Consider the following 25,422-nt stretch of genomic DNA (forward strand, 5'->3'; position numbering starts at 1 on the left):
GCAGACAGGACCACCGCCGTGAAAATTCTCGTTGATGAAAACATGCCCTATGCCCGTGAACTCTTCAGCCGCACCGGTGAGGTGGTTGCCGTACCGGGCCGTCCGCTGCCTGAAGCGGAGCTGCGCGATGCCAGCGCGCTGATGGTGCGCTCGGTCACCCCGGTCAATGCGGCGCTGCTGGCGGACACGCCGGTAAAATTTGTCGGCACTGCCACCGCGGGCACCGATCACGTGGATCAGGCCTCGCTACAGGCAGCCGGCATCGGCTTCTCTGCCGCACCAGGCTGCAATGCTATCGCCGTGGTGGAATATGTCTTCTCTGCGCTGCTGCTGCTGGCTGAACGTGACGGCTTTGCGCTACGCGATCGCACCGTGGGCATCGTGGGCGTGGGTAACGTCGGCAGCCGTCTGCAGGCGCGACTGGAAGCCTGGGGCGTTAAAACGCTGCTGTGCGATCCGCCCCGTGCCGATCGTGGCGATACCGGACCGTTTCATACGCTGGAAACGCTGGTGGCACAGGCGGATATCCTGACTTTTCATACGCCGCTCAACAAAGAGGGGCGCTATAAAAGCTGGCACCTGGCGGATGCGGCGCTGCTGATGGCGCTGCGGCCCGATACCATTCTGATTAACGCCTGCCGCGGTCCGGTGGTTGACAACGCTGCGCTGCTGGAAGTGCTGAAAATGCGTGGCGATCTGCGCGTGGTACTGGATGTATGGGAGCCGGAACCCGATCTCAGTCTCGATTTGCTGGCGCGCGTGGATATCGCCACCGCCCATATCGCAGGCTACACGCTGGAGGGTAAAGCGCGTGGCACGACGCAGGTCTTTGAAGCCTGGAGCGCGTTTATCGGCCAGCCGCAGCAGGTGGCGCTGGAGAGTCTGCTGCCGCCGCCGGAGTTCAGCAGCATCACGCTGCACGGTGAACTCGATCAGGCAACGCTGAAACGACTGGCACACCTGGTGTATGATGTGCGCCGCGACGACGCGCCGCTGCGTAAAGCCGCAGGCCAGCCGGGCGAGTTTGACCGGCTGCGCCGGCAGTACGAAGAGCGCCGTGAGTGGTCTTCGCTGCAGGTGATCTGCGACAACGCTGCCAGCGCCAGCATGCTGAAGCAGCTGGGCTTTCGCGTCAGCCTGCAGGGGCAGCCATCCTCTCTCCCGGAATGATGCGCCACGGCGCACAGCGGGAACGAATCTGAATTATGAGGCGGTATCATTACCGCCTTCTGTTTTTATGTCATTGTCTGGAGTAAACCAACATGTCTGACGGCTGGAATATTGCGCTACTGGGCGCAACAGGCGCCACAGGAAACGCTGTACTGGAACTGCTGGCGGAGCGCCAGTTCCCGGTTGGTGAGATCCATCTGCTGGCAAGCGAAAACAGCGCGGGTGAAACGCTGCGTTTTGCCAGCCGCTCGCTGCGCGTACAGGATGCAGCTGAGTTTGACTGGACCCAGGCGCAGCTGGCGTTTTTCGCCGCCGGTCGCGAGGCGTCCGCCCGCTACGCAGAAGAGGCGGCGAGCCAGGGATGCCTGGTGATCGACAGCAGCGATCTGTTCGCACTGGAGCCGGATGTCCCGCTGGTGGTGCCGGATGTGAACCCGCAGGTGCTGGCGGACTACCGTAACCGTAATATTATCAGCGTGGCGGATGCGCTGGTGAGCCAGCTGTTATGCGCGATTAAGCCGCTGGTTGAAACCGCCGGGCTGAGCCGTATTCAGGTGACCAACCTGCTGTCAGTATCCAGCCAGGGCAAAGCCGCGGTGGATGGTCTGGCCGGTGAGAGTGCGCGCCTGCTGAATGGCATTCCGCCTGACGAGCACTATTTTGGTCGTCAGCTGGCGTTTAACCTGCTGCCGCAGCAGGCGGACAGCAGCGGCAGCGTGGCAAGCGAGCGTCGCGTCGTGGAGCAGGTGCGTAAAGTGCTGCAGGATGAGGGACTGCCGATTGCCGTCAGCAGCGTGCAGGCGCCGGTATTTTATGGCAATGCGCAGATCGTCTATCTGGAAAATCTGCGTCCGCTCTCCGCTGAAGAGGCGCGTGACGAACTGTCGCGTGCGGAAGATATCAGCCTGAGTGAAGAGGGTGATTACCCGACGCAGGTGGGTGACGCCTCCGGTAATGAAGTGCTGAGCATCGGCAGTCTGCGCAACGACTACGGCATTCCGGAGCTGCTGCAGTTCTGGTCGGTGGCGGATAACGTGCGCTTCGGTGGCGCGCTGATGGCAGTGAAAACGGCGGAGAAGCTGGTGCAGGAGTATTTCTACTGATGCAGGCGGAGGCGACAACCCTGAAGCTGGCGCTGGGCATTGAGTATGACGGCAGCCGCTATTATGGCTGGCAGCGGCAAAATGACGTTCGCAGCGTACAGGAAAAGCTGGAGAAAGCGCTGGCAAAAGTGGCGAACCATGACGTCAGCGTGTTTTGTGCCGGCCGGACAGACGCAGGCGTACACGGCACCGGTCAGGTGGTGCATTTTGAAACCACCTCCAAGCGCGCCGACAGCGCCTGGACGCTGGGCGTCAATGCCAATCTGCCGGACGATATCGCCGTGCGCTGGGTAAAAGCAGTGCCGGAGAGCTTTCACGCGCGCTTTAGCGCGACCGCACGGCGCTATCGCTATGTGATTTATAATCAGCGGCTGCGCCCGGCTATTCTCGGCAACGGGCTGACGCACTACTACCATCCGCTGGACGCCGAAAAAATGCAGCGTGCCGGCCAGCATCTGCTGGGTGAGAACGACTTCACCTCGTTTCGTGCCGTTCAGTGCCAGTCGCGTACGCCGTGGCGTAACGTGATCCATCTGAACGTCATACGTCAGGGGGCATTTGTTATTGTCGATATCAAAGCTAACGCCTTCGTGCACCATATGGTGCGTAACATCGTCGGCAGCCTGATAGAGGTTGGCAATGGCAATCAGCCGGAGAGCTGGATAGCGGATCTGCTGGCGGCGAAAGATCGCACGCTGGCAGCGGCAACCGCGAAAGCGGAAGGATTATATCTGGTGGCGGTGGATTACCCGTCCCATTTTGCGTTACCTCAGCCTGCGCCGGGACCACTGTTCCTCGCAGATTAATTTTTAACCGTAGGGTGTCAGGGAGTTAGCTGGTATGGAGTTTATCCATTTTGTTGTCGATTTTATTCTGCACATTGATGTGCACCTGGCCGAACTGGTGGCGCAGTATGGCATCTGGATCTACGCCATCCTGTTCCTGATCCTGTTTTGCGAAACCGGTCTGGTAGTAACGCCATTCCTGCCGGGTGATTCGCTGCTGTTTGTGGCAGGCGCGCTTGCTGCCTTACCGGGCAACGACTTAAACGTGCATCTGATGGTCACGCTGCTGGTTATCGCTGCTATCCTCGGCGATGCGGTGAACTACACCATTGGCCGCCTGTTTGGTGAGAAGCTGTTCAGTAATCCGCAGTCTAAAATCTTCCGCCGCAGCTATCTTGATAAAACCCATGCGTTCTACGATCGCCACGGCGGTAAAACCATTATACTTGCGCGCTTTGTGCCAATCGTGCGAACCTTTGCCCCCTTCGTGGCGGGTATGGGGCATATGTCCTATCGCCACTTTGCGCTCTTCAACGTTACGGGCGCGCTGTTGTGGGTACTGCTGTTCTCCTATGCTGGCTATCTGTTTGGCGATCTGCCGGTGGTGCAGGAGAACCTCAAGCTGCTGATTGTTGGCATTATCGTGGTATCGATACTGCCAGGCGTGATTGAAGTATGGCGTCATCGCCGTCAGCCGCGTCAGCAGAAATCGCAGTAAGCCCGTCACCAGATTTTTATCCACAGCGTGAACAGGTTGTGGTTTAATGAGCGACATTTACGGCCTGCTGAAGGTGATTTCAGCAGTAACGAAAAGACTGGACCAGGTCAGCATTAAACAGAAAGGTCATCAATGAGCTGGATTGAACGCATACTGAATAAAAGCACCACGACGCCTACGCGCAAAGCCAGCATCCCGGAAGGGGTGTGGACCAAGTGCGACAGCTGTGGTCAGGTGCTCTACCGCGCCGAGCTGGAGCGCAACCTTGAGGTCTGCCCGAAGTGCGACCACCACATGCGTATGCACGCGCGCGAGCGTCTGCATAGCCTGATGGATGAAGGGTCGATGGTTGAGCTGGGAAGCGAGCTGGAGCCAAAAGATCTGCTCAAGTTCCGCGACTCCAAAAAGTATAAGGATCGTCTGGTAGCGGCCCAGAAAGACACCGGCGAAAAAGATGCGCTGATCGTCATGAAAGGCCAGCTGCACGGCATGCCGGTTGTGGCGGCGGCGTTTGAGTTTGCCTTTATGGGCGGCTCGATGGGCTCAGTCGTGGGCGCGCGCTTTGTGCGTGCCGTAGAGCAGGCGCTGGAAGATAACTGCCCGCTGATCTGCTTCTCGGCCAGCGGCGGTGCACGTATGCAGGAAGCGCTGCAGTCGCTGATGCAGATGGCAAAAACCAGTGCGGCCCTGGCGAAAATGCAGGAGCGCGGTCTGCCTTATATCTCCGTGCTGACTGACCCGACCATGGGTGGCGTTTCTGCCAGCTTTGCGATGCTGGGCGATCTCAACGTGGCGGAGCCAAAAGCGCTGATCGGTTTTGCCGGTCCACGCGTGATTGAGCAGACGGTACGTGAAAAGCTGCCGCCGGGCTTCCAGCGCAGTGAGTTCCTGATTGAAAAAGGCGCGATCGACATGATCATCCGTCGTCCGGAAATGCGCTTTAAGCTGGCCAGCCTGCTGGCAAAAATGATGAACCTGCCGGCTCCGCAGCTGGATGGCGAGCCACCGGTGGTGGTGGAACCAGAAAGCAACGACGCCTGACAGGCAACCGAAAGGCGCAGCGATGCGCCTTTTTACTTTCATTCCGTACATCCCATGATTCAGTGAGCAGCCGTGCCGGTTCCTGCCTGTTGATAGCCATCAGCCGCGCGCAGGCCTCTCTTTCCGCCGCTGCGCTGAACGATGAGCTGTACTACGCAACAGACGGGACTCATGAACACGCATCAGCCTCCTCAGGGCACGTCGCCGCTGGCCACGTGGCTTCACTATCTTGAGCATCTTCACTCACAGGCGATTGAACTGGGTCTGGATCGTATTCAGCGCGTTGCCGCGCAGCTTGACCTGCTGAAACCCGCTCCCTTTATCTTTACCGTCGCCGGCACCAACGGCAAAGGCACCACCTGCCGCACGCTGGAAACGCTGCTGATGGCAGCAGGCTACCGTACGGGCGTCTACAGTTCGCCGCATCTGGTGCGCTACACCGAGCGCGTACGCGTGCAGGGTGCGGAGCTGCCGGAGGCGCAGCACAGCGCCAGCTTTGCTGAAATCGAGGCGGGGCGTGGTGATACCTCGCTCACCTATTTTGAATTTGGCACGCTCTCTGCGCTTAATCTGTTCCGCCAGGCGAATCTTGACGTGGTGATCCTCGAAGTCGGACTGGGTGGCCGTCTTGATGCCACCAATATTGTTGCCAGTGATGTGGCGGTGATCACCAGTATCGCACTCGATCACACGGACTGGCTTGGCCCCGACCGCGAGAGTATCGGGCGGGAGAAAGCGGGTATTTTCCGCGCCGGTAAACCTGCCGTAGTGGGCGAAGCGGAGATGCCGGCAAGCATCGCTGCGGTGGCAGCAGAGACCGGTGCCGTGCTGCATCAGGTCAATCGCGACTGGCAGTGGCAGGGCGGTAGTGATAGCTGGATGCTGCAGGATGCGCAGGGTGAGCTGCGCGATCTGCCGCTGCCGCAGGTGCCGCTGCCGAATGCGGCCACGGCGCTGGCTGCGTTACGCGCATCGGGTCTGCAGGTGCCTGACGCCATTATCCGCGCGCATCTGCCGCAGGCGGTACTGGCAGGGCGTTTCCAGACCATAAGCCATGCGCCGCAGGTGATTCTGGACGTCGCGCACAACCCGCACGCGGCTGCCTGGCTGGCGTCGCGTCTGGCAGCGCTGCCCGCGGGCGGAACGGTTCATGCGGTAGCGGGTATGCTGCACGACAAAGATATTGCCGGTACGCTCGCTGCGCTGGCGCCGCAGGTGACGCACTGGTACTGCGCGCCGCTGGCGGGTCCGCGTGGCGCATCGGCAGAGGAGCTGCTTGCGCATCTGGAGAGCGGTACGGCGTATACCAGCGTTGATGCGGCGTGGCGGGCGGCGCGTGCGCAGGCCAGCCGGCAGGATGTGATTCTGGTGTGTGGGTCATTTCACACCGTAGCACAGGTTATGGAATCGATGGCAGCGGAGAACGGCAGTGGCGAGTAAGTTTCAAAATCGGTTAGTGGGCACGGTGATCCTGGTGGCGATTGGTGTCATTGTGCTGCCGGGCCTGCTGGACGGTAAGAAAAAGCATTATAAGGAAGAGTTTGCAGCGATTCCGCTGGTGCCAAAACCTGACGATCAGCAGGATAGCGAAATGGTGCCGCCGGTCACGCAGCCGCTGCCGTCGCAGCCGCCGGAAGGCGCCGGTGCTGCGCAGCAGTCAGCGACCATTCAGGCCACGCAAAATCCGGCCGTCAGCGGCAGCGCGCAGCCGGTGCAGAACAGCCAGCCGAGCGTAGTCACGCCACCGGCGGTGCATCAGCAGACGCAGCCCAGAACCCAGCAGAAACCGGCTGAGCAGACGAAACCTAAAACCACCGAGCAGAGCAGGCCGAAGCCGGCAGAGCAACCGAAGCCGAAGCCGGTGGAGACGCAAAAACCCGCAGAGCAGCCAAAAGCAGCGGAGCAGAGCAAGCCGGCAGAAACGTCGAAGCCAGCCAGCGCGCCAGCGGGGCAGGCGTATGTGGTACAGCTTGGCGCACTGAAGAACGCTGCGAAAGTGGACGAGATTGTGGCGAAGCTGCGGCTCTCTGGCTACCGCGCCTTTACCGTGCCGTCATCGCCGGTGCAGGGGCAAATCACCCGTATCTACGTCGGACCTGACGCCTCTAAAGCGAAGCTGCAAAGTTCGCTGAGCGAGCTGCAGAGCGTTTCCGGACTGGGCGGCGTGGTGAAACCCTATAGCGTGCGCTGACAGGCTGATAAGCCACGCCGATAGCAGTAACAGGCGTGGCTTATAGCGCGTAAATGCCGGGTTAAAGCAGTTAATTAACTTTAAAATCAGCTATTTAAATATTGCTGATAGTAACGGGCGAAGGAATTATTTTTCCTCGCCCTTTTTCATCACCGCGAACGGGAAAAGGCTACGCAAACGTTTTCTTTTTCTGTTAGAATGCGCCCCGAACTGGATGCAGGGGTGCGAAGCACTGTACTGGAAGCGTTCATGATCTGGATTGATTACGTCATTATTGCGGTAGTTGGTTTTTCGGCTCTGGTCAGCCTGATTCGCGGGTTTGTCCGGGAAGCCTTATCTCTTGTTACCTGGGGATGCGCGTTTTTTGTCGCCAGTCATTACTACGCCTACCTGGCAGTCTGGTTTACAGGTTTTAACGACGAACTGGTTCGCAACGGCATCGCAATTGCGGTGTTATTCGTTGCCACCCTGATTGTGGGTGCCATCGTGAACTATGTGATCGGCTCGCTGGTTGAGAAAACCGGCTTGTCGGGAACCGACAGGGTGTTGGGGGTCTGTTTCGGGGCGTTGCGTGGCGTGCTGATTGTTTCCGCCATTCTTTTCTTCCTTGATACATTCACCGGCTTTTCAAAAAGCCCGGACTGGCAACAGTCTCAGCTCATTCCCCAGTTCAGTTATATCATCAGGTGGTTTTTTGATTACCTGAAAAGCACGTCAAGTTTTTTACCCCGGTGACACCATCGGGAGTGCGGCTAATGAGGAAATGACAATATGTGCGGTATTGTTGGTATCACCGGTTTTATGCCAGTAAACCAGTCGATCTATGACGCGTTAACGGTGCTGCAGCACCGCGGACAGGATGCCGCCGGCATTTGTACTATCGATGCGCTGAACTGCTTCCGTCTGCGCAAAGCAAATGGTCTGGTCAGCGACGTGTTTGAAGCGCGCCACATGCAGCGTTTGCAGGGCAATATCGGTATCGGCCACGTGCGTTACCCTACCGCCGGCAGCTCCAGCGCCTCTGAAGCGCAGCCATTTTACGTTAACTCCCCTTATGGTATTACGCTGGCGCATAACGGCAATCTCACCAATGCGCATGAGCTGCGCAAACAGCTGTTTGAGACCGGTCGCCGTCACGTTAATACCACCTCCGATTCAGAGATCCTGCTCAACATTTTTGCGCAGGAGCTGGATCGCTTTCAGCACTATCCGCTCGATGCGGAAACCATTTTTGCCGCGGTAGCGGCAGTGCATCAGCAGGTGCGTGGCGCTTATGCCGTGGTGGCGATGATTATCGGACACGGTATGGTGGCGTTTCGCGATCCGAACGGGATTCGTCCACTGGTGCTCGGCAAGCGCGACATGCAGGATGGCCGCACAGAGTATATGGTTGCCTCGGAGAGCGTGGCGCTGGATACGCTGGGATTTGAGTTCATTCGTGACGTTGCGCCGGGTGAAGCGGTCTATATCACTGAACAGGGCCAGCTTTCGACCCGCCAGTGTTCAGAGGACCCGAAAAGTAATCCCTGCCTGTTTGAATATGTCTATTTTGCCCGCCCGGACTCTTTCCTGGATAAGATTTCCGTCTATAGCGCGCGCGTGCGCATGGGCACCAAGCTCGGGGAAAAAATTGCCCGGGAGTGGGAAGATCTCGATATCGACGTGGTGATTCCGATTCCGGAAACCTCGACCGATACCGCGCTGGAGATTGCGCGCATCCTGAACAAGCCCTACCGGCAGGGATTTGTGAAAAACCGCTATGTGGGCCGCACCTTTATCATGCCGGGCCAGCATCTGCGCCGCAGCGCCGTTCGCCGTAAGCTCAACGCCAACCGTGCAGAGTTCCGCGATAAAAATGTGCTGCTGGTGGATGACTCTATCGTGCGCGGTACGACCTCTGAACAGATTATCGAGATGGCGCGCGAGGCGGGTGCTAAACGGGTTTATCTCGCGTCGGCTGCACCGGAGATCCGCTTTCCAAACGTCTATGGCATCGACATGCCAAGCGCTACCGAGCTGATTGCCCATGGCCGTGAGGTGGAGGAGATCCGCAAGCTGATTAAGGCGGATGCGCTGATCTTCCAGGATCTGAACGATCTGATCGAAGCGGTACGCGAAGAGAATCCGGACATTGAGCAGTTTGAGTGCTCCGTCTTCAACGGCGTTTACGTCACTAAGGATGTGGATCAGCAATACCTCGAGTATCTGCAGTCGCTGCGTAACGACGACGCCAAAGCGCTGCAGCGTCAGAACGAAGTGGAAGGGCTGGAGATCCATAACGAAGGCTGATTGAGCTTTTATCCGGCACTCCCGCGGGGCAGGCGAAAGTCTGCCCCGTCTGTTTTGCGCTTTTTCACCGGGCGCCAGCGCATTTTTGCCTGTGGCAGGCTATCATTGCCGATTCTGAACAGAGTAAGGCAGAGTTATGAAACGTCTCATCGTGGGTCTTTCCGGCGCCAGCGGCGCAATTTACGGCGTGCGGCTGCTGCAGGTGCTGCAATCGGTGCCGGAAGTGGAAACCCATCTGGTGATGAGCCCGGCAGCGCGCCAGACGCTGGCGCTGGAAACTGACTACAGCGTGCGGGATGTGCAGGCGCTTGCCAGCGTGGTGCATGACGTGCGGGATATCGGGGCAAGCATCTCTTCTGGCTCATTTAAAACACTGGGTATGGTGATCCTGCCGTGCTCAATGAAAACGCTCTCCGGCATTGTACACAGCTACAGCGACAGCCTGCTGACGCGCGCCGCTGACGTCGTGCTGAAAGAGCAGCGCCGCCTGGTGCTCTGCGTACGCGAAACCCCGCTGCACGTCGGTCATCTGCGTATGATGACCACGGCGGCTGAACTGGGCGCGATGATCATGCCGCCGGTGCCGGCTTTCTATCACCGGCCGCAGCGTATTGAGGATTTGGTCGACCAGACGGTTAATCGCGTGGTGGATCAGTTTGATATCACGCTACCGGAAGATCTGTTCATGCGCTGGAATGGCGCATAAACGTTGCGCGCTGCACAATGGATGTGCAAATTCGCGGTGTCGATCACTCTTCGTGCATAATCTGCACTAAAAGTTAGCAAACTCGCTTTTTCTTCTGCATCCCGCTGTTATATTCCCTTCATAACGAACTCTCTGCGTCCCGTTACGACGCTCTCGTTAGCGCGCCTGCATGCTGCATCGCCAGCTCTGAGACCTGGCATGAAAACTGCAATCCATTCAGCGCAAAACACACATCACACCACATAACAATAAGCACGTCACTTGAGGGTAAACTATGAAAAAGCGAGTTCTGGCTCTATCCCTGCTGCTGGCAATGACCGGCACCGCCAGCGTTTTTGCCGCAGTACCGCAGTCGCTGCGTATCGGGACCGATCCAACTTACCCGCCGTTTGAGTCAAAAAATGCCCAGGGCCAGCTGGTGGGGTTTGATATCGACCTTGCCAATGAGATTTGCAAACGCATTCAGGCCAAATGTACCTATGTGGAAAGTGATTTCGATGCGCTTATTCCGTCGCTGAAAGCGAAAAAAATTGATGCCATTATTTCGTCGCTCTCTATCACCGAAAAGCGTCAGGAGGAGATTGGCTTCTCGGAAAAACTCTATGCGGCTAACGCCCGTCTGGTGGCGGCAAAAGGCTCTCCGCTGCAGCCAACGATTGAATCACTGAAGGGCAAAAATATCGGTCTGCTGCAGGGTACCACGCAGGAAACCTATGCGAATCAATACTGGCGGCCGAAGGGCGTTACCGTGACGCCTTATGCAAATCAGGATCTGGTCTATCAGGACCTGAACGCCGGACGCATTGATGCCGCTTTCCAGGATGAAGTGCAGGCGAGCGAAGGCTTTCTGAAGCAGCCGGTAGGCAAAAACTATGCGTTTGCTGGCCCGGCGGTGAAAGATGACAAAATCTTTGGTGTAGGCACCGGCATGGGCCTGCGCAAAGATGACAGCGATCTTAAAGCCGCCATCGATAAGGCGTTTAATGAGATGCGCAAAGATGGCACCTACGACAAGATTGCGAAAAAATATTTCGATTTCAACGTCTACGGTGACTGATCGACCTGTTTCCTGATACTGCGGGTTGAGTGACAGGAACCGGGGCCATAACTATTCACTCCGGGCGCTTACTTATGTAAACTCCCGGGGTTCATACGCTTGCCGCTATCCTTCCGTGATTCATATCCCTGGTCAGGACTGTCCGCTATTTCCCGGGCAGCGTGTGTTATTTTCCTCTCACGACAGGATCGAAATCATGTTGTACGGCTATTCTGAAGTCATTCTCAAAGGCACGCTGGTGACGCTGGAGCTGGCGCTGAGCGCCGTGCTGCTGGCGGTTATCCTCGGCCTGCTCGGGGCGGGTGCCAAACTGTCGCGCAGCCGGCCGCTGGCCATCATTGCGGAGGGGTACACCACCCTGATCCGCGGCGTGCCCGATCTGGTGCTGATGCTGCTGATCTTTTACGGGCTGCAGATTGCGCTCAACGCGGTAACTGACGCGCTGGGCCTGGCGCAGTTTGATATCGACCCGATGGTGGCCGGTATCATTACCCTCGGGTTTATCTACGGCGCCTATTTTACTGAAACCTTTCGCGGCGCGTTTCTGGCGGTGCCGAAGGGACAGATTGAAGCCGCTACCGCCTTTGGTTTTACCGGCTCGCAGACGTTCCGGCGCATTCTGTTTCCGGCCATGATGCGTTTTGCGCTGCCCGGCATCGGAAACAACTGGCAGGTGATCCTCAAGGCTACCGCACTGGTGTCGCTGCTGGGGCTGGAGGATGTGGTCAAAGCGACGCAGCTGGCGGGCAAGAGTACCTGGCAGCCGTTCTACTTTGCCATTGTGGCAGGGGTGATCTATCTGGTGTTTACCACGCTTTCTAATGGCGTGCTGTGGTGGCTTGAGCGCCGCTACTCGGTCGGGGTAAAAAGGGCAGAATTATGATTGAGATTATTCAGGAGTACTGGAAACAACTGCTCTGGACCGATGGCTATCGCTTCACCGGCGTAGCGATCACGCTGTGGCTGCTTATTCTTTCGGTCGTGCTCGGCGGCTGTCTGGCTGTGATCCTGGCCATCGCCCGCGTATCACCCAACCGGTTTATCTCAACCCCGGTCTGGCTGTTTACCTATGTGTTTCGCGGCACGCCGCTCTACGTCCAGCTGCTGGTGTTCTACTCCGGCATGTATACGCTGGAAGTGGTGAAAGGATCTGAGCTGCTGAACGCCTTTTTTCGCAGCGGTCTGAACTGTACGCTGCTGGCATTTACGCTGAATACCTGCGCCTACACCACTGAAATCTTTGCGGGCGCCATCCGCGCTGTGCCACATGGCGAAATTGAAGCGGCGCGCGCCTACGGTTTTTCAACCGTAAAGCTTTACCGCTGCATCATTTTGCCCTCCGCGCTGCGTACCGCGCTGCCCGCATACAGCAATGAAGTGATCCTGATGCTGCACTCCACCGCGCTGGCGTTTACTGCGACCGTGCCGGATCTGCTGAAAATCGCGCGTGATATTAACTCGGCTACCTATCAGCCGTTTACCGCGTTTGGGCTCGCTGCCGTGCTCTATCTGATTATCTCTTATGTGCTGATTAGTCTGTTCCGCCTTGCGGAGCGCCGCTTTCTGGCACATGTGAAACCCTCTTCGTCGCACTGAGTATCACTATGGCTGAAAATAAATTACAGGTTGCCGAACTGCACAAACGTTACGGTGAACATGAAGTTCTGAAAGGCGTCTCACTGCGCGCCAATGCCGGCGATGTGATTAGCATCATTGGCTCTTCCGGCTCCGGGAAAAGTACGTTTTTACGCTGCATTAACTTCCTCGAAAAGCCGAGCGAAGGGGCTATCGCCGTTAATAACGAACAGATTGCGCTGGTGCGCGATACCGACGGCCAGCTGAAAGTGGCGAACAAGGAGCAGCTGCGCTCGCTGCGCACGCGCCTCACCATGGTGTTTCAGCACTTCAACCTCTGGAGTCATATGACGGTGCTGGATAACGTGACGGAAGCACCCATTCAGGTGCTCGGTCTGAGCAAGGCGGAAGCGCGCGAACGGGCGATCAAATATCTGGATAAAGTCGGGATTGATGCGCGCGCGCGGGCAAAATATCCGGTACATCTCTCTGGCGGCCAGCAGCAGCGCGTCTCCATTGCCCGTGCGCTGGCAATGGAACCGGAAGTGCTGCTGTTTGATGAACCGACCTCAGCGCTCGATCCCGAGCTGGTAGGCGAAGTCCTGCGTATTATGCAGAAGCTGGCGGAAGAGGGAAAAACCATGGTCGTGGTCACGCACGAGATGGAATTTGCCCGCCACGTCTCAAACCATGTGATTTTCCTGCATCAGGGAAAAATTGAGGAAGAGGGGACGCCCGATGAGCTGTTTGGCAATCCAAAGAGTCCGCGCCTGCAGCAGTTCCTGAAAGGCTCGTTAAAATAGGCTGCTGAGCCGTAACGGCGCAATTCATGGCGCGCTTGTTTGCCATTTTGCGATTAACCCGGCGCGATAAATCGCGCCGCTACGTATTGCAGAAGCGTTTTAATCACCCGCCAAGCAACTTCAGCGCCGTGTCTTCGTCGGTCACTAGCCCGGAGATCCACCCACCCAATAGCGCGGCGCGAATGGCCGGATATTTCCGTGCGCTGCCGGCAAAGCCGATAATCTTCCGCTGCGTCTGGCTCTCCAGCAGCACGCTGGTGAGCAGCGCATCGGTTTCGCCCCACACCCGCTCGCCCTGCTGATTAAAGAAATGGCCAAGCATCTCACCCACCACGCCACGCGTGTTAAGCTCTCTGACCTGCACATCGGTAATAAAGCCTTCGGCATTTAGCGGACAGCCCGGCTGCACTTCACCAATGCCAACAAACGCAACGTCTGCCTGCAGGGCACGCTGCGTCACGCGCTGATAGACCTGATGCTGCACCCACATGGTTTTGTCTTCTGGCGTGTCGGCATAGAGCGGCGCGGGGATAAAAAAATATTTGCCCTGCATTTTCTCAGCCATCTTTAGCGGCACGTCGTAACGCGTACCGGAATCATCGCGCGCAATCGCACCAATCATCGACACGCACTGATGCTGTGGTCGTTCAATCCACGGCAGCGCGTCGATCATCGAACGCAGCGTTTTGCCGGATCCAATGCCGAACACCTGCGGCTGCTCCTCGCTGATAAACTGGCTCATCACTGAGGCCCCTTCAACGGCCAGCATCTGCTGAATAGCGTCATCCTCCAGGCGGGCAGAAGGCACCACCCGACACAGCTCAAGACCAAATTTCGTCTGCACCTCGTGCGCCAGTTGCAGACAGTGGGTAACCGGATGATCGATTTTGACGCTGACCATGCCCATTTCCCGTGCGCTGGACACCAGCCGCTGCGCCACCTGACGCGATAAGCCGAGCGCGCGCGCAATCTCCTGCTGTGTTACGCCAGCGACGTAATACATCCATGCCGCTCGCGCCGCCAGCTCCTGTTTTTTCTCTTCTCTGCTCATCACGCGCTTCCGTCGAAAACTGAAGCGTCAGTTTATCGCGGAATCAGACGCAAGCGCTAATCGGGCAAAAGCCCTAAATGAGAGCAAATGTATTAATTGTGATGCATCTCGCAGAACCAAATGTTAGCCGCCGACTATGCTACGTCGCATCGGGCAAATGCCCTTCGCAGTGGCAAAAGTTTACTTTGAGGCGATTATGACAACGAATTTGGTATGGATGCACATCGGTGCAGGCTCCTTCCACCGTGCCCATCAGGCGTGGTATCTGCACAAGCTACGTGAGCAGGGTGATGAGAGCTGGAGCATTGCGCTGGGCAACATCCGCAATGATGCAGCAGCACTGCTTAATCAGCTGCAGGCGCAGAACGGTGAATATGTGCTGGAGACTGTCACGCCAGAGGGCGAGCGCGCGTATGAAACCATCACCTCGCTGCGCAAAATCCTGCCGTGGGACAGTGACATCAGTGCGCTGGTCGCCCAGGGCGCAGAAGCGCACACCCGCGTGATCAGCTTCACCGTGACCGAAGCCGGTTACTACCTGACGCCAGAGCATGAGCTGGACCTGGCGCAGCCGGACGTACAGGCCGATATTCACGGTGAAATCCGCACGCTGTACGGCGCGCTGACGCGGATTCTGCAGCAGCGTATGGCCAGCGGCGGCGCAGCGGTTACGCTGCTGAGCTGCGATAACCTGCGCCACAACGGAGAGCGTTTCCGCCACGGCTTTCTCTCCTTCCTGGCGGCGAAAGGCGATATCGCGCTGGCGGCCTGGGTGCGTGATAACACCACGTCGCCTGACACCATGGTAGACCGCATCACACCGCGCCCGACAGCTGATGTAGCGGAACGCGTCAGGGCCGCTACCGGTAAGGAGGATGGCGCGGCCGTGATGGCTGAATCCTTCATTCAATGGGTAATCGAAGACAATTTCATCGCCGGTCGCCCGGCGCTGGAGAGAGTGGGCGTTGAGCTGGTGGACACGGTGTTACCGTGGGAAGAGGCGAAAATCCGCATTCTCAACGCCACGCACGCGGCGATTGCCTGGGCGGGCACGCTTACCGGACTGAACTACATTGACGACAGCACGCGCCAGCCGGCGATTTATCAGCTGGCGCACGACTACATCACTCAGGATGTTATTCCGTCGCTCACGCCGTGTCCGCTCGATCTCGCCGATTACCGCGATGTGGTACTGGCGCGCTTCGGTAATCCGTACATTAAAGACACCAACCAGCGCGTCGGCGCGGATGGCCTGTCAAAAATCCCTGGCATGGTAACGCCGACGCTGCGGGAGACCTGGCAGCGCGGCGTGGAACCCGCCGCCACGGCGGTATTGCCGGCGCTGTTCTTCCTGTTTCTGCAGCGCTGGGCCGCTGACGATCTGCCTTATACCTATCAGGATGGCGCGTTGCAGGCAGAGGCATTGCGTCAGCAATTTGCGGCCGCCGATGCGCTGGACGTGTTTATCCGCGACAAAGCGCTGTTTGCTGAACTGGCGGATGATGCGGCATTTCACACGCTGATGCACCGTACGGTGGCGGATCTGCAGCGCTGGCTGAAACAGCCTGAACAGATGCTGGCAGCGGTATAAGGAGCGTGTGATGTATCTCGGCATTGATATTGGCACCTCCGAACTCAAAGCGCTGATCGTCAACGCGCAGGGCGACATTGTGGCTTCCAGCCATGCCACGCTTAGCGTGCAGCGTCCACATCCGCACTGGGCTGAGCAGGATCCGGAAAGCTGGTGGCAGGCGTGCGAACAGGTGCTGGCCGCACTGCGACAACAGGTGCCGGATGCCTGGCACGCCATCCGCGCCATTGGTCTCTCCGGCCAGATGCACGGCGCAGTGCTGCTGGATGCCGAAGGCCAGGTATTGCGCCCGTGCATACTGTGGAACGACACGCGCAGCGCCGCCGAGTGCGAGACGCTGCGCACCCGACATCCGCAGATGATGCACATCAGCGGTAACATGATCATGCCGGGCTTTACCGCCCCCAAACTGCACTGGGTGGCTGAGCATGAACCCGCAATCTTCCGGCGCATCGCGAAAGTGCTGCTGCCGAAAGATTATCTGCGCTGGCGGCTCACCGGAGCATTCGTCAGCGAGCCGTCCGATGCGGCGGGCACGCTGTGGCTGGATGTGGCACAGCGCGACTGGTCAGATGAACTGCTGGCGATAAGCGGACTGACGCGCGCGCAACTGCCCACGCTGGTGGAGGGAAGTGCCGTCAGCGGCACACTGCGTGAAGATGTTGCCCGCGCCTGGAGCTTGTCCGCTACGGTAAGCGTGGCAGGCGGCGGCGGTGATAACGCGGCCTCTGCGGTAGGCGTTGGCGCGGTTAATCCCGGCGATGCGTTTATCTCACTCGGCACATCCGGCGTGATCTTCGTGGTTAACGACCGCCTGCAGGCCGATCCACAATCCGGCGTGCACGCTTTTTGCCACGCGCTGCCGGGGCGCTGGCATCAGATGAGCGTGATGCTAAGTGCTGCCAGCTGTCTGCGCTGGCTGTGCCAGCTGTTATCGGTGAGCGAGAACCAGCTAATGGCAGAGATGGCAGAACTGAGCACGGAGCAGTGCCGCCGCGCACCGCTGTTTTTGCCCTATCTCTCGGGTGAACGCACACCGCACAACGATCCTGATGCCTCAGGCGCTTTCTTCAATCTGCGCCACGAAACGCCGCGTGCGCTGCTGGGCTATGCGGTGATTGAAGGCGTAGCGTTTGGCCTGGCGGACGGACTGGCGGTGCTGGGCGATGCGCAGCGACAAATTACCCAGTGCAGCCTGACCGGCGGCGGCGCGCGCAGCACGCTGTGGGCACAGCTGATTGCGGATGTGCTGCAGCTGCCGATCGTCACTCATCCAGCCAGCGCCTCGGGCGCTCTCGGGGCCGCGCGTCTGGCCTGGCTCAGTGCCGGCGGCAACGAGCAGCAGGTATGCCTGAAACCGCCGGTTCAGGCGCGTTACCAGCCCGATGCGGCACGCGGTGCGGTGCTGCAGCAGCGCCTGCGCCTGTTCCGCGAACTCTACGCTCAACAACAGCAGGCACGCGCGCTGCTGCCTGCCTGATGGCTTACTGAACAGAGGAAGATGGTGATGCACGCGAACGATTACTGGTTTGGCTTACCGAAAAAAATGTTCCGGGGCTTCCTCGCGATTGCCATTTTTATGGCGGGCGACGGCTTCGAAATGGCGTTTCTCTCCCGCCATATTACTGACATGGGCTTCACGCCAGGCCAGTCGGCGCTGGTGTTTACCTTTTACGGACTGGCGGCGGCGCTGGCGGCCTGGGCGTCCGGCGTGGTTGCGGAGTTGATTACCCCGCAACGTGCAATGCTGATTGGCTTTGTGCTATGGATAGTGATGCACACGCTGTTTATGTCGCTCGGTCTTGGCCTGCGTAATTATCCGCTGATGGTGCTGTTTTACGGCATTCGCGGGCTGGCTTATCCGCTGTTCATCTACTCCTTCATGATGATGCTGGTGCAGGTACTGCCGCGCGAGAAACTGGCTGCCGCCACCGGATGGTTCTGGGCGATGTATTCGGTCGGCATTGGCGTGGTCGGCAGCTATCTGCCCAGCCTGACTATCCCGATGCTGGGTGAAACCGGCACGCTGTGGCTGGCGATTGGCTGGGTAGCGGCAGGCGGCATACTGGCCTTTTTCAGCCTGCGCAATGTGCCGGTGGACCGTTCGCGTGTGAATCTGCCGCTGCGTGACAAAATGACCGAAATGTCACGCGCAGTGACCATTCTGTTCACCAACCAGCACGTGTTTTACGCCTGTCTGATTCGCATCATCAATACGCTATCGTTGTTTGGTTTTGCGATTATCATGCCGCTGCTGTTTGTTGATCGTCTCGGCTTTACCATCTCTGAATGGTTGCAGATTTGGGCAGTGTTCTTTTTTGTCACCATTTTCACCAACATCTTCTGGGGCATCATCGGCGAGAAAATTGGCTGGATCCGCCAGGTGCGCTGGTATGGCTGCCTCGGTATGGCGATCTCCAGCCTGGCGTTTTACTACCTGCCGCTGTATGCCGGCCACAATTTCTGGGTCGCGCTGATTCCGGCGGTGATGCTGGGGATTTTTGTCGCGGCATTTGTGCCAATGACCGCCGTGTTCCCGACGCTTGAACCGCATCATAAAGGCGCAGCCGTTTCGATTTACAATCTGTCGGCAGGCCTCAGCAACTTTGTGGCACCGGCGATTGCTTCAGTTATGTTGCCGTTCTTCGATATCGTCGGCGTGGTATGGGCGTACACCGGGCTGTATGTGTTTGCCGGCGTGCTGACGTTTATTATTCGCGTGCCGCAACCGGGACACACCCGGGAAGCATCCGCAGTGAAATCACGTATCGCGCAGCAGCGCAGTTGAGACTGTACGAAAAAGTGCACTATTTGAATATCCGCAGGTTATTGCCTCAGCTAAGCGGCACGTTAAATCTGCAGGCTTCGCTTGAACTCAGCGTACTGGCTGTCAGGCTTAGCCGTGTCAACCGCGAAATAACCCGGAGGAAAGATGTCGCGCTTTGCAGAGTAAGTGGTGGTGATCACCGGAGCCGGCATGGGTGCCGCAGCGGCAATATGGGCGCGTCGATATGCTGGTTAACAACGCCGTTTGCCCTGGCTTTGCTCTCACCGATCTTACCGAAGAGATAAAAAGAGATGAGGCGCTGCATTAACGCTTCTATGATCGCATTCTGCAGCGCCGCGCTGGTGAGCCGTAAGATACCGCTAGCGCAACTGCTTTTATCGCCAGCGATGACGCGCGTTATATCACCGGCGTTAACCTGCCGGTCGACGGAGGTCTGACGGCGTCGAATAGCCAGCCGAAGCAGGCCTGAGCCGCTTCGATGGTTATGGACGGGGCGGTGATCCCGCCACATCCTGCAGCGCCTGCTGTAAATCATACCAGCGAAAGGTAAAGCCGGACGCCTCCAGCCGTTTGGGCAGCACATGCTGACCGCCCAGCACCAGCACTGCTGATTCACCCATCATCAGTTTGATGGCGGCCGCCGGCGTGCGCATAAAAGCGGGCCGGTGCATGACCTGTCCCAGCGTCGCGGCAAACTGTTCGTTACGCACCGGATAGGGGGCAACCATGTTGAACGGACCGCGCAGCGACGGGTGATCCATCAGCCAGATGATGGCATCGATCATGTCATCAATATGGATCCACGGCAGATACTGTTTGCCGCTGCCAATCGGCCCGCCCACGCCAAGACGAAAAGGCAGTTTCATCTTTTCCAGCGCACCGCCCTCACGCGCCAGCACAACGCCGGTACGCAGCAGGCAGACCCGGGTTTGCTCGCTCTCGGCCTTGAGCGCCAGCTGTTCCCAGCGCGCGCACAGCGTATGGGTAAATTCATCCTGACCGGGATCCTCTTCGGTCACAATGACCTCGCCGCTGTCGCCATAGAAGCCAGTAGCTGAACCAGAGATTAGAAACGCGGGAGGAGTACTGCTGGCGTGGATCAGTGAAACCAGCTGTTCAGTGATTTGCCAGCGGCTTTCGCACAGCTGCTGCTTCTGGCTGGCGCTCCAGCGCTTATCAGCGATAGGTTCGCCAGCCAGATTTATAATGCCCTCTATGCCATTAAGGTCGGACTGCTGATCGAGTCCGGACCAGAGCCTGACGCGCTCATCGAGTTTTTCCCGCGCGGCTGCCACGTCACGCGTCACTACATTCACCTGATGCCCGAGCTGCAGCAGTCGCGGGATCAGGTGGCGGCCAATCAACCCGGTGCCGCCGGTAATCAGTAATTGCATCGTGAGCCTCCCTGTAAATTATTATCTGCTCAGCATTGAGCATAGAAGAGAAGCGGAGAGTGAGTGTGACAGCGCCTGCAGCGTGAGGGAAAAAGCGGCCCTGACGCTGCCGGAGAGGCAAAGATCCGACCAGCAGATTATTGCCTTAGGTGAAAAAAGCCGGTAAAGATGTGGCACCCCGGCTGCTTATGCTGAGGCTGGCGGGATCGGGCAAAGCACGCTAAGCGCTTGCGACAGTGATAAGAACGCTTTACCTTACGCGCATTCTGATAAAGCAATAAAAAAACCGACGCGTGCCGCGCACGCTGAAACGTCAAAAGGGTTACGGATGGTGGATCAAACGGCAGATGACGCTATTGAGTGGGTGGATATCGTCAGCGAAGAGAACGAAGTGATTGCGCAGGCCAGCCGGGCACAGATGCGGGCACAGTGTCTGCGCCATCGCGCCACCTATATCGTGGTTCATGATGGTATGGGCAAGATCCTGGTACAGCGTCGCACAGAAACCAAAGATTTCATGCCCGGTATGCTGGATGCCACCGCGGGTGGCGTGGTGCAGAGCGGTGAAGAGATGCTCGAATCTGCACGGCGCGAAGCGGAAGAGGAGCTGGGGATCGCGGCAGTACCCTTCGCTGAACACGGCAAATTCTACTTTGAAGATCAGCACTGCCGCGTCTGGGGCGGGCTGTTCAGCTGTGTTTCTCACGGTCCGTTTGCGATGCAGGAGAGTGAAGTTGATGAGATTTTCTGGATGACGCCAGAAGAGATCACGGCGCGCTGCGATGAGTTTACCGACGATTCACTGAAAGCGCTCTCGCTGTGGCTGAGCCGTAATAGCGATGCAGCACGCAGCAAGCAGAACAGCGAAAGCTGACCGCTGTATCTGCACGACGCGAAAAAAAAGCATGCGCCTGGCGCATGCTTTTTTTATACCTGAGCAGGGGAGGAGAGCTTATCCTTCCGCCTGCTGCGACTGAATGGCCGTCAGGGCGATGGTGTAGACGATATCATCGACCAGCGCGCCGCGTGACAGGTCATTGACCGGTTTACGCATGCCCTGCAGCATCGGGCCGATAGAGATCAGATCGGCAGAGCGCTGCACCGCTTTGTACGTAGTGTTACCGGTATTGAGATCCGGGAAGATAAAGACCGTGGCGCGTCCGGCAACCGCCGAATTGGGCGCTTTGGACCTGGCAACATCTTCCATAATGGCCGCGTCATATTGCAGCGGACCATCAATAACCAGATCGGGGCGCTTCTCCTGCGCAATGCGGGTGGCTTCGCGCACTTTCTCAACGTCGCTGCCCGCACCGGAGTTGCCGGTTGAGTAAGAGATCATCGCTACGCGCGGATCGATACCAAAGGCGCTGGCGGAATCTGCAGACTGAATCGCGATTTCAGCCAGCTGCTCCGGGTTAGGATCGGGGTTGATGGCGCAGTCGCCGTAAACCAGTACCTGTTCCGGCAGCAGCATAAAGAACACGGATGAAACCAGCGAGCTGCCGGGCGCAGTTTTGATCAGCTGCAGCGGCGGACGAATGGTATTGGCAGTGGTGTGCACCGCGCCAGAGACCAGGCCATCCACTTCTCCGCTCTCCAGCATCATGGTACCCAGCACCACATTGTCTTCCAGCTGCTCCTCCGCCACGACTTCCGTCATGCCTTTGCTTTTGCGCAGCTCAACCAGGCGCGGCACATAGTTTCCGCGCACAACTTTCGGATCGACAATCTCAATGCCGGTGCCCAGCTCCACGCCCTGAGCCGCCGCCACGCGCTGGATCTCATCCGGATCCCCCAGCAGGACGCAGGTGGCAATGCCGCGTTCGGCGCAGATTGCCGCCGCTTTAACCGTGCGCGGTTCGTCGCCTTCCGGCAGGACAATGCGTTTGCCCGCTTTACGTGCAAGTTCGGTCAACTGATAGCGGAAAGCAGGAGGCGACAGGCGACGACTGCGTTCGGAAGTGGCGGTCAGCGACTCAACCCAGTCGGCGTTGATAAAGCCGGCAACATACTCCTGCACTTTTTCAATACGCTGCGTATCGTCAGCCGGTACTTCCAGGTTGAAGCTCTGCAGGCTCAGCGACGTCTGCCAGGTGTTGGTTTTCACCATAAACACCGGCAGGCCGGTCTGGAAAGCGCGCTCGCACAGACGGGCAATAGGCGCTTCGATCTGATAGCCACCGGTCAGCAGAATGGCACCAATTTCAATACCGTTCATCGCTGCCAGACAGGCAGCAACCAGCACGTCAGGGCGATCGGCCGAGGTCACCAGCAGCGAGCCGGGACGGAAATGCTCCAGCATGTGCGGGATGCTGCGTGCGCAGAAGGTCACAGATTTAACGCGGCGCGTCTCGATTTCACCTTCGTTGATGATTTCCGCGTTGAGGTGGCGGCACATATCGATAGCGCGCGTGGCGATCAGGTCAAAGCTCCACGGCACACAGCCCAGCACCGGCAGCGGGCTGTTGGCAAACAGCTGTTTCGGATCGATGTTGGCTACGCTGGCTTTAGAGGAGTCATCGAAGATCTCTGAGAGATCGGGGCGGGTACGCCCCTGCTCATCAACCGGCGCATTCAGTTTGTTAATAATAACGCCCGTGATGTTTTTGTTTTTACTGCCGCCAAAGCTGCTCTGGCTTAGCTCAATACGCTCTTTCAACTGAGCAGGGGAGTCATTGCCCAGCGCCATTACAAAAACAATCTCTGCATTGAGCGTCTTGGCGATCTCGTAGTTGAGCGCCGAAGCGAACTGATGCTTGCGTGTCGGTACCAGACCCTCGACCAGCACCACCTCTGCTTCTCTGGCCGTAGCGTGGTAGTTGGCAATGATCTCCTCCATCAGCACATCCTGCTGGTTTGAACCCAGCAGTGACTCAACGCGCGACATCTGCAGCGGTTCAGCAGCAGGAATGGCGGAGTTTTTGCGGATAATGGTGGTTGTCTGGTCCGGTCGGTCGCCCCCGGCGCGCGGCTGTGCAATCGGCTTGAAGACGCTCAGGCGTACGCCTTTGCGCTCCATTGCGCGGATTACGCCAAGGCTGACGCTGGTCAGGCCGACGCTGGTGCCGGTAGGGATAAGCATAATTGTACGTGACACGTTAAAAACCTCGCGGTGTTACAGGGTGTCAAAAAACGCTCCGTCAGCCTGAGCCGACGGAGAAAGGGATCAGGCCGTCAGGCGCGCGGCATCCTGCGCGATCACCAGCTCTTCATTGGTCGGGATGACGAGTGCAGGGCGGGTACCCTCTTTATTGATAAAACCGGATTTGCCAAAACGGGCAGCCAGATTGCGCTCATGGTCAAGGTCAAAGCCCAGCAGGCCCAGTTTGCCCAGCGCCAGCTCACGTACCAGAGCCGCATTTTCGCCAATACCGCCGGTAAAGATGACGGCATCCAGACGGCCATCCATGAGCGCCGTATAGCTGCCGATATATTTGGCCAGCCGGTGGCAGAAGACATCCATCGCACGTTTTGCATCTTCTTTGGTTGCATAATTATCTTCAACATAGCGGCAGTCGCTGGTCACTTCCGTCAGACCCAGCAGTCCCGACTCTTTGGTCAGCAGCTTGTTGATGGCATCAACGCTCATACCCAGAGCGTCATGCAGGAAGAAAACAATGGCCGGATCGATGTCGCCGCTGCGGGTGCCCATAACTAACCCTTCCAGCGGCGTCAGGCCCATCGAGGTATCAACGCACTGGCCGTTACGAATAGCAGACACGGAGCCGCCGTTACCAAGATGACAGGTGATGATGTTCAGCTCGCTGACTGGCTTGTTCAGCATTTTTGCCGCTTCCTGCGTCACATAGTAGTGGCTGGTGCCGTGAGCGCCGTAGCGGCGTACGCCATGCTCGCGATAGAGATGATAAGGCAGGGCGTAGAGATACGATTCTTCAGGCATTGTCTGATGGAAAGCCGTATCAAAAACCGCCACATTCTTATCAGAGAGATGCGGGAAATTTTTCATGGCTTCATCAATGCCGATTAAATGCGCCGGATTGTGCAGCGGTGCAAAAGAAGAGGCATCTTTAATACCCTGAATGACCGCCTCATCAATGATGACGGACTGGGTCAGTCGCTCACCGCCATGTACGATACGGTGGCCGATTGCAGCGATTTGTGCCGAAAGCTCTGGTTTTTGTGCCAGAATAGATTTAACGATGAAGTTCAGCGCTTCGCTGTGGGCTGCGCCCGCACCCAATGGGGCTTCCTGCTTGCTGCCTTCCAGCTTCCATTTAATCCGCGCTTCCGGCAGGTGGAAACATTCAGCCAGTCCCGACAGGTACTCATCGCCGGTAGCTGGATTGAGGATAGCAAATTTAAGAGAAGAACTGCCGCAGTTCAGAACCAGTACTAACTTCGTCGACATGGAAGTACCTATTTGTTAAATAGTGGCTAAAAATAACGCAATCAGACTAACAGCGTAGCCCATGAGAGCGGGGCGATTTATGATTAACATCATGCGCCAGCTAAAAAGAAAACGACACGCAAAAAAATTCGGTAATTTTACGCAAATTTTTGAAAGCGTTGTAGCAATACCTGGCTCTGGCTGTGCTTTAATCAGGCGGCAGCTTCCGGTAATGTTACTGAAAACGGCGTCAGAATACCCACTGTCACCTGCAAAAACAAAATGTTTTGAAGGATGTCACGTAAAGTTGTGTAGTTACAAATTTATTTTAAATAATGCAGTATTAGTTGAGGTGCATAATGGCGAATGACGCAGGTAATCCGGGCTGGTTTGGCTTATTTCAGCGCGGACAACACTACATGAAAACCTGGCCTGCGGATAAACGTCTGGCGCCAGTGTTTCCGGAAAACCGGGTCGTTACGGCGACCCGCTTTGCCATCCGTTTTATGCCGCCGCTGGCCGTATTTACCCTGACGTGGCAGATAGCGCTGGGCGGGCAGCTGGGGCCAGCCATCGCCACCGCGCTGTTTGCCTGCAGCCTGCCGATGCAGGGATTGTGGTGGCTGGGTAAACGAGCCGGTACGCCGCTGCCGCCTGCGCTGCTGCAGTGGTTCAACGAAGTCCGCAGCAAACTGGAAGAGGCGGGGCAGGCGATTGCACCGGTAGAGGGAAAGCCCACCTATCAGGCGCTGGCTGATGTACTTAAACGGGCGTTCAGACAGCTGGATCGCACCTTTCTGGACGATCTTTAA

At 57.7% G+C, this 25,422-nt stretch carries 24 protein-coding genes and 1 pseudogene; 21 read left to right on the forward strand and 4 right to left on the reverse strand.

Annotated features, from left to right (window positions below):
* Positions 1–18 precede the first annotated feature (18 nt).
* The 14 genes from pdxB (at position 19) to hisP (ending at position 13,438) form a co-directional block, all read left to right on the forward strand.
* Positions 19–1,170: a 4-phosphoerythronate dehydrogenase PdxB gene (pdxB, locus tag FS690_RS00370; RefSeq protein ID WP_104085236.1), complete on the forward strand. Its 1,152-nt coding sequence runs from the start codon at positions 19–21 to the stop codon at positions 1,168–1,170.
* A 92-nt stretch (positions 1,171–1,262) separates the two neighbouring features.
* Positions 1,263–2,273, forward strand: a complete 1,011-nt coding sequence (locus FS690_RS00375; protein ID WP_145338911.1) for an aspartate-semialdehyde dehydrogenase — start codon at positions 1,263–1,265, stop codon at positions 2,271–2,273.
* Positions 2,273–3,079: a tRNA pseudouridine(38-40) synthase TruA gene (gene truA / locus FS690_RS00380; protein ID WP_145338912.1), complete on the forward strand. Its 807-nt coding sequence runs from the start codon at positions 2,273–2,275 to the stop codon at positions 3,077–3,079. Before FS690_RS00375 ends, truA begins: the two co-directional genes overlap by 1 nt.
* Positions 3,080–3,113: 34 nt before the next feature.
* Positions 3,114–3,776 carry a DedA family protein gene (locus FS690_RS00385; protein ID WP_145338913.1) on the forward strand — a complete coding sequence of 221 codons (663 nt, stop codon included), beginning with the start codon at positions 3,114–3,116 and terminating at the stop codon, positions 3,774–3,776.
* Between the two features lie 132 nt (positions 3,777–3,908).
* Positions 3,909–4,817, forward strand: a complete 909-nt coding sequence (accD, locus tag FS690_RS00390) for an acetyl-CoA carboxylase, carboxyltransferase subunit beta (protein ID WP_039379111.1) — start codon at positions 3,909–3,911, stop codon at positions 4,815–4,817.
* Between the two features lie 171 nt (positions 4,818–4,988).
* Positions 4,989–6,257 (forward strand): bifunctional tetrahydrofolate synthase/dihydrofolate synthase, encoded by a 1,269-nt coding sequence (folC, locus tag FS690_RS00395; protein WP_039379108.1) that lies wholly within the window; start codon positions 4,989–4,991, stop codon positions 6,255–6,257.
* Positions 6,247–7,008, forward strand: a complete 762-nt coding sequence (gene dedD / locus FS690_RS00400) for a cell division protein DedD (protein WP_145338914.1) — start codon at positions 6,247–6,249, stop codon at positions 7,006–7,008. The genes folC and dedD overlap by 11 nt, the downstream gene beginning before the upstream one ends.
* Positions 7,009–7,257: 249 nt before the next feature.
* Positions 7,258–7,743 carry a colicin V production protein gene (cvpA, locus tag FS690_RS00405; protein WP_039379104.1) on the forward strand — a complete coding sequence of 162 codons (486 nt, stop codon included), beginning with the start codon at positions 7,258–7,260 and terminating at the stop codon, positions 7,741–7,743.
* Between the two features lie 36 nt (positions 7,744–7,779).
* Positions 7,780–9,297, forward strand: coding sequence for an amidophosphoribosyltransferase (gene purF / locus FS690_RS00410; RefSeq protein ID WP_094111116.1), 1,518 nt, complete (start codon positions 7,780–7,782; stop codon positions 9,295–9,297).
* Between the two features lie 136 nt (positions 9,298–9,433).
* Complete coding sequence (locus FS690_RS00415) at positions 9,434–10,003, forward strand: UbiX family flavin prenyltransferase (protein WP_039379099.1); 570 nt, start codon at positions 9,434–9,436, stop codon at positions 10,001–10,003.
* Between the two features lie 274 nt (positions 10,004–10,277).
* Positions 10,278–11,060, forward strand: coding sequence for a lysine/arginine/ornithine ABC transporter substrate-binding protein ArgT (gene argT / locus FS690_RS00420; protein WP_039379096.1), 783 nt, complete (start codon positions 10,278–10,280; stop codon positions 11,058–11,060).
* A 196-nt stretch (positions 11,061–11,256) separates the two neighbouring features.
* Positions 11,257–11,943, forward strand: a complete 687-nt coding sequence (locus tag FS690_RS00425; protein WP_039379095.1) for a histidine ABC transporter permease HisQ — start codon at positions 11,257–11,259, stop codon at positions 11,941–11,943.
* Positions 11,940–12,656: an ABC transporter permease gene (locus FS690_RS00430; RefSeq protein WP_039379094.1), complete on the forward strand. Its 717-nt coding sequence runs from the start codon at positions 11,940–11,942 to the stop codon at positions 12,654–12,656. The genes FS690_RS00425 and FS690_RS00430 overlap by 4 nt, the downstream gene beginning before the upstream one ends.
* 8 nt (positions 12,657–12,664) lie before the next feature.
* On the forward strand, positions 12,665–13,438 hold the full coding sequence (gene hisP, locus FS690_RS00435; RefSeq protein ID WP_039379092.1) for a histidine ABC transporter ATP-binding protein HisP: 774 nt from the start codon (positions 12,665–12,667) through the stop codon (positions 13,436–13,438).
* Between the two features lie 103 nt (positions 13,439–13,541).
* Here the strand turns inward: hisP and FS690_RS00440 are convergent, their stop codons facing one another.
* On the reverse strand, positions 13,542–14,489 hold the full coding sequence (locus FS690_RS00440; RefSeq protein WP_104085232.1) for a sugar-binding transcriptional regulator: 948 nt from the start codon (positions 14,487–14,489) through the stop codon (positions 13,542–13,544).
* A gap of 196 nt (positions 14,490–14,685) precedes the next feature.
* On the opposite strand from FS690_RS00440, the gene dalD reads away from it, so the two are divergent.
* The 4 genes and pseudogenes from dalD to FS690_RS00460 all read left to right on the forward strand — a co-directional run.
* Entirely contained in the window at positions 14,686–16,080 is a 1,395-nt protein-coding gene (dalD, locus tag FS690_RS00445; protein ID WP_145338915.1) for a D-arabinitol 4-dehydrogenase, read from the forward strand.
* A gap of 10 nt (positions 16,081–16,090) precedes the next feature.
* On the forward strand, positions 16,091–17,560 hold the full coding sequence (gene xylB, locus FS690_RS00450) for a xylulokinase (protein WP_145338916.1): 1,470 nt from the start codon (positions 16,091–16,093) through the stop codon (positions 17,558–17,560).
* A 27-nt stretch (positions 17,561–17,587) separates the two neighbouring features.
* The gene (locus tag FS690_RS00455; protein ID WP_145338917.1) at positions 17,588–18,868 is read left to right on the forward strand and encodes an MFS transporter; all 1,281 of its coding nucleotides are present in this window, start codon (positions 17,588–17,590) and stop codon (positions 18,866–18,868) included.
* 235 nt (positions 18,869–19,103) lie between these two features.
* Positions 19,104–19,337, forward strand: a pseudogene (locus FS690_RS00460) (SDR family oxidoreductase); the annotation flags it as partial.
* A gap of 13 nt (positions 19,338–19,350) precedes the next feature.
* Here FS690_RS00460 and FS690_RS00465 read toward each other — a convergent pair.
* Positions 19,351–20,262 carry a TIGR01777 family oxidoreductase gene (locus FS690_RS00465; RefSeq protein ID WP_039379083.1) on the reverse strand — a complete coding sequence of 304 codons (912 nt, stop codon included), beginning with the start codon at positions 20,260–20,262 and terminating at the stop codon, positions 19,351–19,353.
* A gap of 328 nt (positions 20,263–20,590) precedes the next feature.
* Here FS690_RS00465 and yfcD point away from each other — a divergent pair, with 328 nt between their 5' ends.
* Positions 20,591–21,136, forward strand: coding sequence for an NUDIX hydrolase YfcD (gene yfcD, locus FS690_RS00470; RefSeq protein ID WP_039379079.1), 546 nt, complete (start codon positions 20,591–20,593; stop codon positions 21,134–21,136).
* Between the two features lie 78 nt (positions 21,137–21,214).
* On the opposite strand, the gene pta is transcribed toward yfcD, so the two are convergent.
* Both pta and ackA read right to left on the reverse strand, forming a co-directional pair.
* Entirely contained in the window at positions 21,215–23,359 is a 2,145-nt protein-coding gene (pta, locus tag FS690_RS00475) for a phosphate acetyltransferase (protein WP_169713301.1), read from the reverse strand.
* 69 nt (positions 23,360–23,428) lie between these two features.
* Positions 23,429–24,631 carry an acetate kinase gene (ackA, locus tag FS690_RS00480; RefSeq protein ID WP_094111120.1) on the reverse strand — a complete coding sequence of 401 codons (1,203 nt, stop codon included), beginning with the start codon at positions 24,629–24,631 and terminating at the stop codon, positions 23,429–23,431.
* A 79-nt stretch (positions 24,632–24,710) separates the two neighbouring features.
* Here ackA and FS690_RS00485 point away from each other — a divergent pair, with 79 nt between their 5' ends.
* Positions 24,711–24,980: a hypothetical protein gene (locus FS690_RS00485; protein ID WP_145338918.1), complete on the forward strand. Its 270-nt coding sequence runs from the start codon at positions 24,711–24,713 to the stop codon at positions 24,978–24,980.
* Positions 24,970–25,422 (forward strand): terminus macrodomain insulation protein YfbV, encoded by a 453-nt coding sequence (gene yfbV, locus FS690_RS00490; protein ID WP_039379043.1) that lies wholly within the window; start codon positions 24,970–24,972, stop codon positions 25,420–25,422. The genes FS690_RS00485 and yfbV overlap by 11 nt, the downstream gene beginning before the upstream one ends.

This window comes from Pantoea sp. PSNIH1, assembly GCF_007680655.1.
Lineage (GTDB): Bacteria > Pseudomonadota > Gammaproteobacteria > Enterobacterales > Enterobacteriaceae > Pantoea > Pantoea eucrina.